At 71.8% G+C, this 12,813-nt stretch carries 11 protein-coding genes; 9 read left to right on the plus strand and 2 right to left on the minus strand.

What is annotated here, in order from left to right; translation table 11 throughout:
- The first annotated feature begins 29 nt into the window (after nucleotides 1–29).
- The 5 genes from ACWCO8_RS27815 to ACWCO8_RS27835 are packed head-to-tail and all read left to right on the plus strand — an operon-like array spanning nucleotide 30 to nucleotide 6,727.
- On the plus strand, nucleotides 30–872 hold the full coding sequence (locus ACWCO8_RS27815; protein ID WP_451034578.1) for a hypothetical protein: 843 nt from the start codon (nucleotides 30–32) through the stop codon (nucleotides 870–872).
- Complete coding sequence (locus tag ACWCO8_RS27820) at nucleotides 862–2,211, plus strand: hypothetical protein (protein WP_451034555.1); 1,350 nt, start codon at nucleotides 862–864, stop codon at nucleotides 2,209–2,211. Before ACWCO8_RS27815 ends, ACWCO8_RS27820 begins: the two co-directional genes overlap by 11 nt.
- Complete coding sequence (locus ACWCO8_RS27825) at nucleotides 2,208–3,761, plus strand: SCO6880 family protein (protein WP_362007824.1); 1,554 nt, start codon at nucleotides 2,208–2,210, stop codon at nucleotides 3,759–3,761. Before ACWCO8_RS27820 ends, ACWCO8_RS27825 begins: the two co-directional genes overlap by 4 nt.
- A 55-nt stretch (nucleotides 3,762–3,816) precedes the next feature.
- Nucleotides 3,817–5,220, plus strand: a complete 1,404-nt coding sequence (locus ACWCO8_RS27830; RefSeq protein ID WP_362007827.1) for an ATP-binding protein — start codon at nucleotides 3,817–3,819, stop codon at nucleotides 5,218–5,220.
- Nucleotides 5,221–5,251: 31 nt separating this feature from the next.
- On the plus strand, nucleotides 5,252–6,727 hold the full coding sequence (locus ACWCO8_RS27835; protein ID WP_451034556.1) for a type IV secretory system conjugative DNA transfer family protein: 1,476 nt from the start codon (nucleotides 5,252–5,254) through the stop codon (nucleotides 6,725–6,727).
- Nucleotides 6,728–6,746: 19 nt separating this feature from the next.
- Here the strand turns inward: ACWCO8_RS27835 and ACWCO8_RS27840 are convergent, their stop codons facing one another.
- Both ACWCO8_RS27840 and ACWCO8_RS27845 read right to left on the minus strand, forming a co-directional pair.
- Nucleotides 6,747–8,234 (minus strand): serine/threonine-protein kinase, encoded by a 1,488-nt coding sequence (locus ACWCO8_RS27840; RefSeq protein WP_451034557.1) that lies wholly within the window; start codon nucleotides 8,232–8,234, stop codon nucleotides 6,747–6,749.
- Between the two features lie 76 nt (nucleotides 8,235–8,310).
- Complete coding sequence (locus ACWCO8_RS27845; RefSeq protein WP_451034558.1) at nucleotides 8,311–8,871, minus strand: GNAT family N-acetyltransferase; 561 nt, start codon at nucleotides 8,869–8,871, stop codon at nucleotides 8,311–8,313.
- Nucleotides 8,872–9,023: 152 nt separating this feature from the next.
- On the opposite strand from ACWCO8_RS27845, the gene ACWCO8_RS27850 reads away from it, so the two are divergent.
- From ACWCO8_RS27850 to ACWCO8_RS27865, 4 genes are read left to right on the plus strand one after another with little or no spacing between them, the layout of a single operon-like run.
- The gene (locus tag ACWCO8_RS27850) at nucleotides 9,024–9,935 is read left to right on the plus strand and encodes an ATP-binding cassette domain-containing protein (RefSeq protein ID WP_451034559.1); all 912 of its coding nucleotides are present in this window, start codon (nucleotides 9,024–9,026) and stop codon (nucleotides 9,933–9,935) included.
- On the plus strand, nucleotides 9,932–10,744 hold the full coding sequence (locus ACWCO8_RS27855; RefSeq protein ID WP_451034560.1) for an ABC transporter permease: 813 nt from the start codon (nucleotides 9,932–9,934) through the stop codon (nucleotides 10,742–10,744). The genes ACWCO8_RS27850 and ACWCO8_RS27855 overlap by 4 nt, the downstream gene beginning before the upstream one ends.
- A gap of 10 nt (nucleotides 10,745–10,754) precedes the next feature.
- Nucleotides 10,755–12,029: a sensor histidine kinase gene (locus tag ACWCO8_RS27860; protein ID WP_451034561.1), complete on the plus strand. Its 1,275-nt coding sequence runs from the start codon at nucleotides 10,755–10,757 to the stop codon at nucleotides 12,027–12,029.
- Nucleotides 12,026–12,700: a response regulator gene (locus ACWCO8_RS27865; protein ID WP_451034562.1), complete on the plus strand. Its 675-nt coding sequence runs from the start codon at nucleotides 12,026–12,028 to the stop codon at nucleotides 12,698–12,700. Before ACWCO8_RS27860 ends, ACWCO8_RS27865 begins: the two co-directional genes overlap by 4 nt.
- Nucleotides 12,701–12,813: the final 113 nt, after the last annotated feature.

The following is a 12,813-nucleotide window of genomic DNA, read 5'->3' on the forward strand; positions in this document are numbered from 1 at the left end:
CACCACACGGTTGAGAGGGCGTGTTCGCCATGAGCCTCGGCGACGACAACGACGGCTTCGGCGGCAGCGGCATGGGCGGCTCCGGCCAGACCCGCACACGCCTCCCCGAGGGCGGCACGGGCGACCCGTACGCCCCGGCACGCCGCCCGCGCGGCTCACGCTCACTGATCACGGCGGTCGGCGTGGTGGTCCTGCTGATCGCCGCGATCGCCTTCGCGAACAGAGGCGGCGGCGACCCGGACACGGACAACACCTCGGGCTCCACCCCCTCCTCGGGCAAACAGACCCCCACGGCAGCGACAGGCGTCCGCCCGGTCCCGGGCAAGAACGGCACGATCCCTACGGGGTTCGCACGGGACGAGCAGGGGGCGCAGAGTGCGGCGGCCAACTACTCGGTGGCCCTGGTGTCGGCGGACATCCTGAAGCCCGGCCGCCGCGGCGAGATCGTCAGGCAGCTGTTCGTACAGGACAAGGTGGCCGAGCTCGAGGCCAGCTTCGACAAGGCGTACAGCCGCGAGTTCCTCGACAAGCTCGGACTCGACCAGAACGGCGATGCCGCCCCCGGGATGACCTACGTGTCGCGCACGGCGCCGGTCGGCACCAAGGTCACCCAGTTCTCCGACGGCGCCGCGACGGTCGAGGTCTGGTGCACGGGCGTGTTCGGCACGGCCGGAGTCAGCTCCACCAACCCGGTGACGAACGACTGGTTCACCATGACCCTTGCTCTCCGCTGGGCCGACAACGACTGGAAGGTGGAGAGCTTCTCGCAGAAGGAAGGGCCGGCCCCGGTGAACACCGACCGCACCGCCTCCGACGCCGACGCGATCGCCAAGGCCGTCGAGGAGTACGGAGGCTTCACGTATGCCCGCTAGGTCCCGTCCCACGCTGCGCGTGGCCGCACTGCTGGCCACCGTCCAGACCTCGGCCGTCCTGCTGGCCTCGCGTGCCTACGCGGCCCCGACGCCGACGCCCACGCCCTCGGCGCCAACCAAGGAGCAGTGCGACCTGATCGTGGGCCCCGCCCGCGACTACTGCGAGAACGGCGAACCCGGCTCCAGCGGGAGCCGTACCCCCGACCCCACCGCCTCCCTCGACCCCCTCGCCTCCCTCGCCCGTGGCTGCGCCGACGCCGCCGTGTCGATCGTCGACGCGCTCTCCAAGGCCGTCAAAGAGACCGCCGACGTCGACTTCACCAACCTCGAGTTCCTCGGCCGCTACGCCATCGTCTTCGCCGCCGCCACCTTCCTCACCCTCCTCCTCTGGCTCCTCGCCGTCGCCAAGCGAGCCATCCGAGGCGTCCCCCTCACCACCGCCATCTCCGAGGCCATCGGCTTCCTCTGGCTGACCGTCCTCGCCTCCGCCTTCACCCCGCTCATCCTCTACACCGTCGTCAACGCCACCGACGCCGTCACCGAAGTCATCGCCGCCGGCACCGGTCAACAGACCGACGTCTTCTTCGGCAGCTTCAAGGAGGCCCTCCAGAAGGGCGACCAGATCGGCGGCGGGCCGATCATGCTGATCATCGTCTCGCTCGTCAGCATCCTCGCCGCCGGCGTCCTCTACCTCGAACTCTTCCTGCGCGCCGTCATGCTCTACGTCGGCGCCCTCCTCGGCGTCGTCGTCTACTCCGGCCTCGTCGACAAGAACATGTGGGGCCACGTCCGCCGCTGGGCCGGGATCATGATCGCGATCATCCTGGTCAAGCCGGTCATCGTCATCGTCCTCGGCCTCGCCGGCGCGCTCTCCTCCGGGACCGGCCCCGACTCCTTCTCCGCCGTCGTCTCCGGACTCGCGATCATCCTGCTCGCGATCTTCGCCTCCGCGATGATCTACCGCTTCGTCCCCGGCTTCGGCGACGAGATCGTCGCCTCCCGCAACAACCGCGTCCACCGCGCCGGCGAGAACGCCGCCGCGGCCGTCCTCTCCTCCCCCGCCTCCCTCGTCTCCCAGGGCATCAAGACCCACAGCACCCGCGACAGCGGCGGCGGAGGCAACCAGAACAGCGGCGGCGCCCCACGCCCCGCCAACCCGCTCTCCGGCGGAGTCGCCGCGCACAGCAGCCGCGGCAGCGCCGGTAACGCAGGGGGCGGCGGCGGATCTGTCCCCTCCGCCGCACCCCCGCCGCGTAGCAGCAGCCCCACCTCGGGCACCCCGCACAGCAGCCGCAGGAACACCGGATCCACAGGAAGCACAGGAGGTGGAGGGCGTTGACGACCCAGTCCCAGCCGGTCGCGCCCCGCCGTACGTATCTCATCGGCCGAGCCCGGCCGAACGCGATCGTCGGCAAGAACCGTGAGACCGGCGAGATCGCCCTCATCATCGCCGGCGCCTTCCTCGGCATGATGAGCGGACTCCTCGTCCCCGCCCTGCCCCTGCGGATCGCGCTGCTCGCCGGCTTCCCCGTCCTCGCGCTCGCCGCCGTGTACGTCCCGTACAAGCACCGCACCTTCTACAAATGGTTTGAGATCAACCGCAGCTACAAGCGGTCCCTCAAGCGCGGCACCGCCTACCGCTCCGCCGCCGCCGAGGCCGGCGTACGGCTCGACGGCCGCGAGGTCGAGGTCGGCCCGCCGCCCGGCATCGGCCGGATCAACTGGCTCTCCGCGCCCTTCGGCCCCGACGAGATCGCCGTCCTCCTGCACGCCGACCGCCGCACCGTCACCGCCGCCATCGAGATCGAGGGCCCCGGCGTCGGCCTGCGCGACAGCGAGGACCAGGAAGCCCTGGTGGACCGTTTCGGCACGCTGCTCAAGCACGTCGCCAACGGAGACGGCTTCGTCACCCGCCTCCAGATGCTCGCCCGTACGCTCCCCGCCGACCCCGACGCCCACGCCAAGGACGTCGCCCAGCGCGGCGACGCACAGGCCCCCGGCTGGCTCCAGGAGTCGTACGAGCAGCTCCAGTCGATGGTCTCCACCTCCAGCGAGCAGCACCGCGCCTACCTCGTCGCGTGCATGCACTACACCCGCGAACTCGCCGCCGAGGCCAACGCCATGGCCCGCGCGGCCCGCCACACCTCCGGCGCCCGCAAGCTCGACCGCGACGCCGGCCTCGCCGTCGTCATGGCCCGCGAGCTCACCGACATCTGCGCCCGGCTCGCCGAGGCCGACATCCGCGTACGGCAGCCCCTCGGGCAGTCCCGGCTCGCGTCCCTCGTGCACTCCATGTACGACCCGGACCACCCCATCGACCACATCCAGGCGATGACGAAACGAAACGCTTGGCCCGCCGAACTCGACGCCATGGAGCCCACCTACCTCCAGGCCAAGACCCGCGAGTCCTCCACCCGCGCCCCCTGGTGCCACGCCACCGCCTGGGTGAAGGAGTGGCCGATGACCCCCGTCGGCGTCAACTTCCTCGCCCCGCTGCTCGTCCACACCCCCGACGTGATCCGTACGGTCGCGGTGACGATGGACCTCGAACCCACCGAGGTCGCCATCGAGCGCATGCTCACCGAGAAGACCAACGACGAGGCCGAGGCCTCCCGTCAGGCCAAGATGAACCGCACGGTCGACCCGCGCGACATCGCCGCGCACGGCCGGCTCGACCAGCGGGGTGAAGATCTCGCCAGCGGCGCGGCCGGGGTCAACCTCGTCGGGTACATCACTGTGTCGTCGCGCTCCCCCGAAGCCCTGGCCAGGGACAAGCGCACGATCAGGGCCTCCGCGGGCAAGTCGTACCTGAAGCTGGAGTGGTGCGACCGCGAGCACCACCGGGCCTTTGTGAACACCCTGCCGTTCGCGACCGGCATCCGCCGCTAGCCACCCGCCACTAGCCGCCAGCCACGCCACGCCAGCCGCTAAGGGGCCCGTGCACATGCGAGATCCACTCTCCGCCCTCACCGAAGCCTTCACCTCCTTCCTCTTCGGGAAGGTGGAGACGACCCGCCTGCCCGTCCGCACCTCGACCGGCCAGGCCCAGGCCGTCTACCTGCCGACGGCCGCCCCCGGCCTCGGCGACTCCGGCGTGATCATCGGCCGCGAGGTCTACAGCGGCAAGGGGTACATCTACGACCCCTTCCAGCTGTACGGTCAGCAGCTCCCGGCCCCCCACTGGCTCGTCCTCGGCGAGTCCGGCAACGGCAAGTCGGCGCTCGAGAAGACGTACGTCCTGCGGCAGTTGCGCTTCCGCGACCGGCAGGTCGTCGTCCTCGACGCGCAGGGCGAGGACGGCGTCGGCGAGTGGAACCTCATCGCGCAGGAGCTGGGAATAACCCCCATCCGCCTCGACCCGATGGTCGCCGTAGACGCCGGCATCCGGCTCAACCCGCTCGACCCGTCGATCACCACGACCGGGCAGCTGGCCCTGCTCCGTACGATCATCGAGGTCGCGATGGGCCACGGCCTCGACGAGCGCTCCGGCTTCGCGCTCAAGGTCGCCCACGCGTACGTCAACGAGCACATCACCGACCGCCAGCCGATCCTGACCGACATCGTCGAGCAGCTCCGGCACCCGGAGGCGGAGTCGGCGGAGGCGATGAACGTCGACATAGACGATGTTCGCGCCTGGGGCCTGGACGTCGCGCTCGTCCTGGACCGGCTGGTCGACGGCGACCTGCGCGGCATGTTCGACGGTCCGACCACGGTCGGCATCGACCTCGACGCGCCGCTCATCGTCTTCGACCTGTCCCACATCGACCGCAACTCCATCGCCATGCCCATCCTGATGGCGATCGTCGGCGTGTGGCTGGAGCACACCTGGATCCGCCCCGACCGGAAGAAGCGCATCTTCCTGGTCGAGGAGGCCTGGCACATCATCAACAGCCCGTTCGTGGCGCAGCTGTTCCAGCGGCTGCTCAAGTTCGGCCGACGACTCGGCCTGTCCTTCGTCGCGGTCGTCCACCACCTCTCGGACGTCGTCGACGGCGCGGCGGCCCGGGAGGCCGCGGCGATCCTCAAGATGGCCTCCACCCGCACCATTTATGCCCAGAAAGCCGACGAGGCCAGGGCTACGGGACGGGTGCTCGGCCTGCCGAGGTGGGCGGTCGAGATCATCCCGACCCTCACCCCCGGCATCGCGGTCTGGGACGTCAACGGCAATGTGCAGGTGGTCAAACACCTCATCACGGAGAGGGAGCGGCCGCTCGTCTACACCGACCGCGCCATGACGGAGTCGTCGGTCGACCCGGCCGTCGACCCGGAGCTGGAGTGGGAGACGGAACAGCGCGCCGCCCTCATGGAGCAGCAGCTCAACGACCCCTCCCGGTCGACGGTGGCGTGAGCGGGCGAACGAGCGGGCGGGCGAACGAACGATGCGGAAGACCACGCAGGAACAGCGCCACAGTGGACAGCAGGGCGGCGGGCAGGGCGGGGTGCCGGACGGCCTCGTCCTCGCCCTGGTCGGCATCCCCGTCGGCCTGACGGTGCTCGTCTGGACGGCGACCGGCCTGGCCGCCCTCTTCTCCAAGGGCGCCTGGCCGGACGGAGTCACCTTCACCCGCACCCCCAAGGCCGTCCGCGCCCTGATCAGCGGCCCCCAGGACCTGGCGGCCGCCTGGCCGGACACCCCGGCGGGCGAACTCTCGGGGTACGGCCTGTTCTGGGGCCTGCTCATCGGCGAGCTGATGGTGCTGGTGGTGCTCACGGTGTTCGTGGTGGGGACGCTGGCGCGGTGGAGGACGGTACGGGCGGGGAGGCGAGGGGGTACGTACGAGGAGAGGCCTGTGGAGCGTACGGAGGTCATTGCGGCGCCCGCGCCCAGGAGGCCTCTGGACGAGGCGAGGGTGACTGAGGTGGCTGAGGTGGCTGAGGTGACCGAAGTGGTCGCCGCCCCGCCCCTGTCGACCCCCGCCCCTCCGGTCCCCCGCACCGGGCTCGTCTACGGCACCCCCGCCACCCGCCGCCCCGCCGCGCTCCAGGCCCTCCAGGACGCCGAGGGGGCCGTGCTCGTCGTCACCTCCGACCCGACCCTGTGGGCCGACACCAAGGACGCCCGGGGCAAGCTCGGCCCCGTCCTCGTGTACGACCCCGGTCACCTCTGCGACACCCCCGCCCGCCTCCACTGGTCCCCGTCCGCCGGCTGCGAGGACCCGGCGCGGGCCCAGGAACGGGCGGTCGCCCTCCTCGCCCCCGTACGCCCGCCGTCCCGCCTGGACGCCGCCGTGGCCGACACCGCGGAAACGCTCCTGCGCTGCTGGCTGCACGCCGCGGCCCTGGACGACCGCCCCTTCAAGCAGGTCCACCGCTGGGCGCAGGGCACGGGCGCCCACGAGCCCGTACGGATCCTCCGTACGCACCCCAAGGCGGCCCCGGGCCACGCGGGCCTCCTGGAGTCGGCGCTCACCGCGCACCCGGAACGGCGCGAGATCGCCCAGGAGTTGACCGCGCGGACGCTCTCCGCGCTCTCCTCGATCCACATCAGGGACGCCTGCACCCCGAATCGAACTGATTCGCTGACGCTGGAATCTTTCGTCGCCGAAGGGGGCACTCTCTATGTGGTCGGTGAGCCGATCGAGGACCCGCGCAGCCGCCCCGGCGCGATGCCTCTGCTCACCGCCCTCACCGCAAGCGTGGTCGAGCACGGCCGCCGCATGGCCGCACGGTCATCCGACGGTCGGCTCGACCCACCACTGACCCTCGTCCTCGACGACGCCGCCGCCGTGGCCCCGCTCCCCCAGCTCCCGGACCTCCTGACGACCGGCCAGGACACGGGCCTCCCCACCCTGGCCCTCCTCCGCTCCCAGGAACAGGCCCACGCGCGCTGGCAGGAGCAGCTCCTCACGCCGTAGCCGACCACGACCGGCCCGTTCAGCGGGTCAGGATCGACCGGTCCGCCTCGTAGGCCGCCTCGGCGAACCGCTCCAGCGTGACGTGGAGCCGCTGGATCCGCGCCCGCGCCGTGCTCGCGTCGGGGAACCGCAGGTCGAGCCGGACCGATCCCGCCTCCGTCCCGCCCTTCAGCGCGGGCGGTACCGGCCGGCCACCACCTCCGCGCGCGACGGCGAGCAGGGACCACTCGTGCGCCGAACCACCCCAAGGAACAAGGGTGACGAAGTCGAGCCGGTCCCACGCCTCGCTCCACCGCACCCCGTCGCGGACCACCACCAGCCCCCGCGCGTCCGCCCGCACCTGGGCCTCCCGCTCCTGCTTCCGCAGCCCGAGCACCACCGCGCCCACCGCCGCCACCAGACCGGCGAGGCCCCCGGCCAAGGTGCCCCCCGCGGTGGCGGTGAGGAACGCGAAGCCGAGGATCAGGGGCGACGCGCCGAGAAGCAGCCAGTTCCTCCCCGTCCGGGTGGGCGTGGAGGCGTTCACCACCGCCTGCGCATCACTGTCGCCGACCTGCTGCCCGGCCCGCTCCGGCGGTTCGGAACGCGTCGCGGCGGGCGTCCCGGCAGGCGTCCCAGCAGGCGGCACGGCAGGCGTCACGGCGGGCGCGGCGGCCGGCATGGCCGGAGTCACCGCCTCCGTCATGACAGCCGTAGGCGCGACCGCGGCCTCCGCCACCACCTCGCCCAGCAGATCGAGGAGCTGACCCGCCGTCGGCCGCTCCTCCGCCCGCTTCTCCAGGCAGCGCGCCACCACTCCCCGTATCCCCTCCGGAACACCGTCGAGCCGGGGCACGTCGTGCACCACCCGGTACAGCAGCGCGGGCACACTGCCGACCCCGAACGGGCCGTCGCCCGTCGCCGCGAAGGCCAGGACCGCGCCCAGCGAGAAGACGTCGCTCGGCGCGCCCACACGCGCCCCCGTCGCCTGTTCCGGCGACATGAACCCCGGCGTGCCGACCACGAGCCCGGTCCCCGTCAGCGTCATCCCGCCCTCCAGGGCCTTGGAGATGCCGAAGTCGATGACCCGGGGCCCGTCCCCGGTGACCAGGACGTTCGAGGGCTTCATGTCCCGGTGCACGAGACCGGCCCGGTGGATCGCCTCGAGGGCCTCCGCGAGCCCCGTGGCCAGCCCCCGCAACGCCCCCTCGCCCAGGGGCCCTTGGTCCTCGACGAGCCGCCCGAGGTCAGGCGCCTCGATGTACGCGCTGGCCACCCACGGTGCCGCGGCCTCCGGATCGGCGTCCACGACCGGAGCCGTCCAGAAACCGCCCACGGCACGGGCCGCCTCGATCTCGCGCCGGAACCGCAGCCGGAACCCCGGATCCGCCGCGAGCTCGGGCCGCACCACCTTCACCGCGACCCGCCGCCCACTGACCGAATGGCCCAGGAAGACCTGCCCCATCCCGCCCGCGCCGAGCCGCCCCGTCAGCCGGTACGGACCGATCGCCGCCGGATCACCCGGCATCAACTCCTGCACGATTCCCCCGAGTTCGCTGGAACCACCAGGATCCCAGCTACCCACGCACCGGAGCCAGGCCGCGTCACCCGCGGGGCCGCACCACTTCGTACTCCACCTCACGCGCCGAAGCGTCCCCCGGCACCGCCACCCGCTCCCCCGTCTCGACGAACCCGAACCGCCGATAGAACGCGGCGGCCCGCGCGTTGTCCTCGTGGACGTACAGCCGCACCCGCCCGATCACCGGCTCCTGCAGCGCCCAGGACCATTCCACCCCCGCCCGGAACAGCGCGTCGATCACTCCCGTACCGCGCGCCTCGGGCCGCACGTACACGCCCACGATGTGCGTCTGGTCGCTCTTCGCCGGCTCCCCGAACCGCACCTCGTCCGACGGCCGCTCCACCAGCAGCGTGATCGTGCCGACCCAGCTCCCGTCCGGGGCCTCGGCCACGAACTGCCGGACGCTCGTCCCGCTCTCCGACGCGCCCTCCGCCCGCTCCTGCCAGAAGGAATCGGACCGCGTCACCGCGGCCTCGTACGTGTCGAGGAAGGCGATCTTCGCCACCGGGTCCTGCAGCGCCGCGAGCCGGATCTCGCGGCACAGCTCCCACTCATCGGCACGGATCGTACGTATCAGATAGCGCATGCCCCGATCCTCGACGCAGCCCACCACCCCCGACAACTGCTTTCCACGGCTCCGGAGCCGTACGGCCCGTCGTACCCCGGTACTACACCCCTCCCCCCACCCCCACCCCCGGTCGGACGATCCCCCGCCCCCCGCTCCGTAGCGTCGTGGACATGATCCGAGCTGACGAACTCACCAAGCGGTACGGGAACAGGACCGTCGTCCAAGACCTCAGCTTCACCGTCCACCCCGGCACCGTCACCGGCTTCCTCGGCCCCAACGGCGCCGGCAAGTCCACCACCCTGCGCATGCTCCTCGGCCTCGACGCCCCCACCCGCGGCCACTCGACGATCAACGGCCGCGCCTACGCCGCCCACCCCGCGCCCCTCACCCAGGTCGGCGCGCTCCTGGAGGCCCGCTCGGTCCACCCGGGCCGCTCGGCGTACCACCACCTCATGGCCCTCGCCCACACCCACGGCATCCCCCGCTCCCGCGTCGAGCACGTCCTCGGCCTGACCGGCCTGACCGACGTCGCCCGCCGCCGGGTCAAGGGCTTCTCGCTCGGCATGGGCCAGCGCCTCGGCATCGCCGCGGCCCTCCTCGGCGACCCGCGCACGATCGTCCTCGACGAGCCGGTGAACGGCCTCGACCCGGAGGGCGTGCTGTGGATCCGTACGCTCCTCAAGTCCCTGGCCGCCGACGGCCGTACCGTCCTCGTCTCCTCCCACCTGATGAGCGAGATGGCCCTGACCGCCGACCACCTGATCGTCATCGGCAAGGGTCGCCTCCTCGCCGACACGACCGTCGACGCGCTCGTACGGGAGTCGGGCGGCGCCTCGGTCAAGGTCGTCACCCCCGAACCGGCGCGCCTGCGCGAACTGCTCCCCGGAGCGGCGATCACGACGGAGCCCGGCGAGTCCCCCGACACCCTCCGCGTCACGGGCACGGACGCGGCGGCGATCGGCCGCACGGCGGCCACCCACGGCGTACCGCTGTACGAACTCACCCCGCAGACCGCCTCCCTGGAGCAGGCGTTCATGGACCTCACCCACGACTCGGTCGAATACCAAGGAGCAGCAGCATGACCACCCCAGCCACGACCACCACTCCCGCCACCGCCCCCACCCTCGCTCCCGCCATCACCCCGGCCCGAGTCCTCCGCTCCGAATGGCACAAGCTGTGGACGGTCCGCTCCACCTGGATCACCGTCCTCGCCTCGGTCGCCTTCCTCCTCGGCGTCGGCATCCTCATGGGCGCCACGTACACCTCCGACGGCGGCGACTCCGACGTCGACACCGTCATCCTCACCCTCTACGGCTCCCAGCTCGGCGGCATCTGCCTCGTCGTCCTCGGCATCCTGGTCACCGCGGGCGAGTACTCGACCGGCATGATCAGAGCCTCCCTCACCGCCGTACCGCGCCGGACCCCCGTCCTCTGGGCGAAGGCCGCGGTCTTCACGGCGGTCGTCTTCACCGTCTCCTTCGTGACCGCCCTGATCACCTTCCTCGTCGCGCAGATCTTCCTCTCCGACACCGACCAGGCCGCCTCCCTCGCCGACGACGGCGTCCTCGCCGCCATCGCGGGCAACGCCGCCGGCGTCACGCTCCTCAGCGTCCTCGCCCTCGGTCTCGGCGCCGCGCTCCGCTCGGTACCGGGTGGCATCGGCGCCTTCATCGGCGGCGTCATGATCCTGCCGGAGGTCCTCGGGATGCTCCCGTACGACGCCGTGGAGACGGCGATCCGGTACTTCCCCACCCAGGCGGCCGGCGCCCTCGGCTCGGCCACCCCGCTGCCGAACGCGGCCTCCCCGGGCGCCGCGCTGCTCGCCCTGTGCCTGTGGGCGGCAGCGGCTCTGATCGTCCCGGCGCTGTTGCTGAAGCGACGCGACGTATGAGGATGGCGGGGTGAGCCCGGAATCGACCCCCGAACCGCAGACGGCACCGCACCAAGCACCACCCCCAGCACCGCACCCGACACGCCAAACGGCACCGCTCAGCCGCTACCTCCAGCGGCAGACCGAACGCGTACAGGCCTACGACACCCGCCGCCCCTGGGTCTGGGACGGACTGCTCACCGCCTTCTGGACGGTGGCGGCCCTGGTCGACGCGTCGGGCGGCTGGCGGAACATCGCCCGTGACCCGTCCGTACCGGTCGGCCTCGTCGTGGCCATGAGCCTGGCCTTCGCCCTCCCCCTCTTCTGGCGGCGCCGCCACCCCCTCACCGCCCTCGCGGTGATGGCGGGTGCGGCGCTGCTCAGCAACTGGACGGGCGCGTTCCTTCAGGCCGGTCTGCTCCAGATGATCGTGGTCTTCCACATCGCGCTCCGCCGCCCCCCACGCACCCTCCTGTGGACGCTCGCCCTCCTCGCCCCACCCCTGGTGGTGGGGGCGGCCCGCTTCCCGCAAGGTAGTTGGGACCAACAGATCGTCCCCACCCTGTGGGCGTACACGATGGTCGCCCTCCTCGGCATCGCCGTCCGCTCCCGCCAGGACTACACCGCGGCACTCATCGACCGGGCCCGCCGCCTCGAAGTCGAGCGCGACCAGCAGGCCCAGCTAGCCGCCGCCGCCGAACGCAACCGGATCAACCGCGAGATGCACGACATCATCGGTCACAACCTCTCCGTCATCACCGGCCTCGCCGACGGCGGCCGGTACGCGGCGGCCAAGAACCCCGAACGCGCGGCCGAGGCCCTCGACGCCATCGGAACGACCAGCCGCCAGGCCCTCGCCGAGCTCCGCCGCCTCCTCCGCAGCGAAGCGGTACGCGACCCCCAGCCCACCCTGGCCGACCTGGACGCCCTGATCACCGGCGTACGGAAGGCGGGCCTGCCGGTACGCCTGGAGACGAAGGGCCCCAGCCAAGGCCTCCCCGCCGGCGCCCAACTGACGGTCTACCGGGTCGTCCAGGAGGCCCTGACGAACGCCCTCAAGCACGCGGGCGAAGAAGCGGAGTCCACGGTCGTCCTCACGTACACCGAGACGGAGGTGACGACGGAGGTGACGAACACAGCCCGAAGCCGGCCGGACTGGGACGACACCAATCAGACCTACGGCCAAGGCATCACAGGAATGCACGAGCGCGCGAAGCTCTACGACGGCACACTCGAAGCCGGACCGCTGCCCGAAGGCGGCTGGCGCGTACGACTTCGACTTCCCCTGGAGGGCTCCCTCTCGTGACGACGGTGCTGATCGCGGACGACCAGGCGATGCAACGCTTCGGCTTCCGCATGCTGTTGGAGAGCCAGGACGACATGACGGTCGTCGGCGAGGCGCCGAACGGCACCGAGGCGATCCGCCTCGTGGACCGCTACCGCCCGGACGTCGTCCTGATGGACATCCGGATGCCCGGCCTCGACGGCATCGAGGCCACCCGCCGCATCGTCGCGGCCGGCGCCCGCACCCGCGTCCTGATCGTCACGACCTTCGACCTCGACGAGTACGCGTACGAGGGACTGCGCGCCGGCGCCAGCGGCTTCCTCGTCAAGGACGCCCAGCCCGAGGAGCTGCTTTCCGGAATCCGCGCGGTCGCGAGCGGCGACGCGGTGGTGGCCCCGAGCCTGACCCGCCGCCTCCTGGACGCGTACATCCACCACCTCCCCGCGACCACGACCGCCCAGGGCGAGCCGCGCGAGGACCCCCGCTTGAAGTCCCTGACGGACCGGGAACGCGAGATCCTCACGGTCATCGGCCAGGGCTGGACGAACACGGAGATCGCCGAACGCCTGCACCTCGCGGAATCAACGGTGAAGACCCACATCAGCCGCGTCCTGGCGAAGACCGGCGCCCGCGACCGCGTCCAGGCGGTGATCCTGGCCTACGACACCCGCCTGGTGACCCCGGAGCACTGACCACGGGCGCCCGGTATGGGGCCGTAAACGCAGAAAAGCCCCGCACCATAAGGTGCGGGGCTTTCCCACAATGATTGTTCGGCGGCGTCCTACTCTCCCACAGGGTCCCCCCT

Source organism: Streptomyces sp. NPDC001927, assembly GCF_053594455.1.

Bases quoted from the DNA above. Each gene is read 5' to 3' on its own strand.
- ACWCO8_RS27815 (WP_451034578.1), top strand. From the start codon at position 30: ATGAGCCTCGGCGACGACAACGACGGCTTCGGCGGCAGCGGCATGGGC.
- ACWCO8_RS27820 (WP_451034555.1), top strand. From the start codon at position 862: ATGCCCGCTAGGTCCCGTCCCACGCTGCGCGTGGCCGCACTGCTGGCC.
- ACWCO8_RS27830 (WP_362007827.1), top strand. From the start codon at position 3,817: ATGCGAGATCCACTCTCCGCCCTCACCGAAGCCTTCACCTCCTTCCTC.
- ACWCO8_RS27835 (WP_451034556.1), top strand. From the start codon at position 5,252: ATGCGGAAGACCACGCAGGAACAGCGCCACAGTGGACAGCAGGGCGGC.
- ACWCO8_RS27840 (WP_451034557.1), bottom strand. From the start codon at position 8,234: ATGCCGGGTGATCCGGCGGCGATCGGTCCGTACCGGCTGACGGGGCGG.
- ACWCO8_RS27845 (WP_451034558.1), bottom strand. From the start codon at position 8,871: ATGCGCTATCTGATACGTACGATCCGTGCCGATGAGTGGGAGCTGTGC.
- ACWCO8_RS27850 (WP_451034559.1), top strand. From the start codon at position 9,024: ATGATCCGAGCTGACGAACTCACCAAGCGGTACGGGAACAGGACCGTC.
- ACWCO8_RS27855 (WP_451034560.1), top strand. From the start codon at position 9,932: ATGACCACCCCAGCCACGACCACCACTCCCGCCACCGCCCCCACCCTC.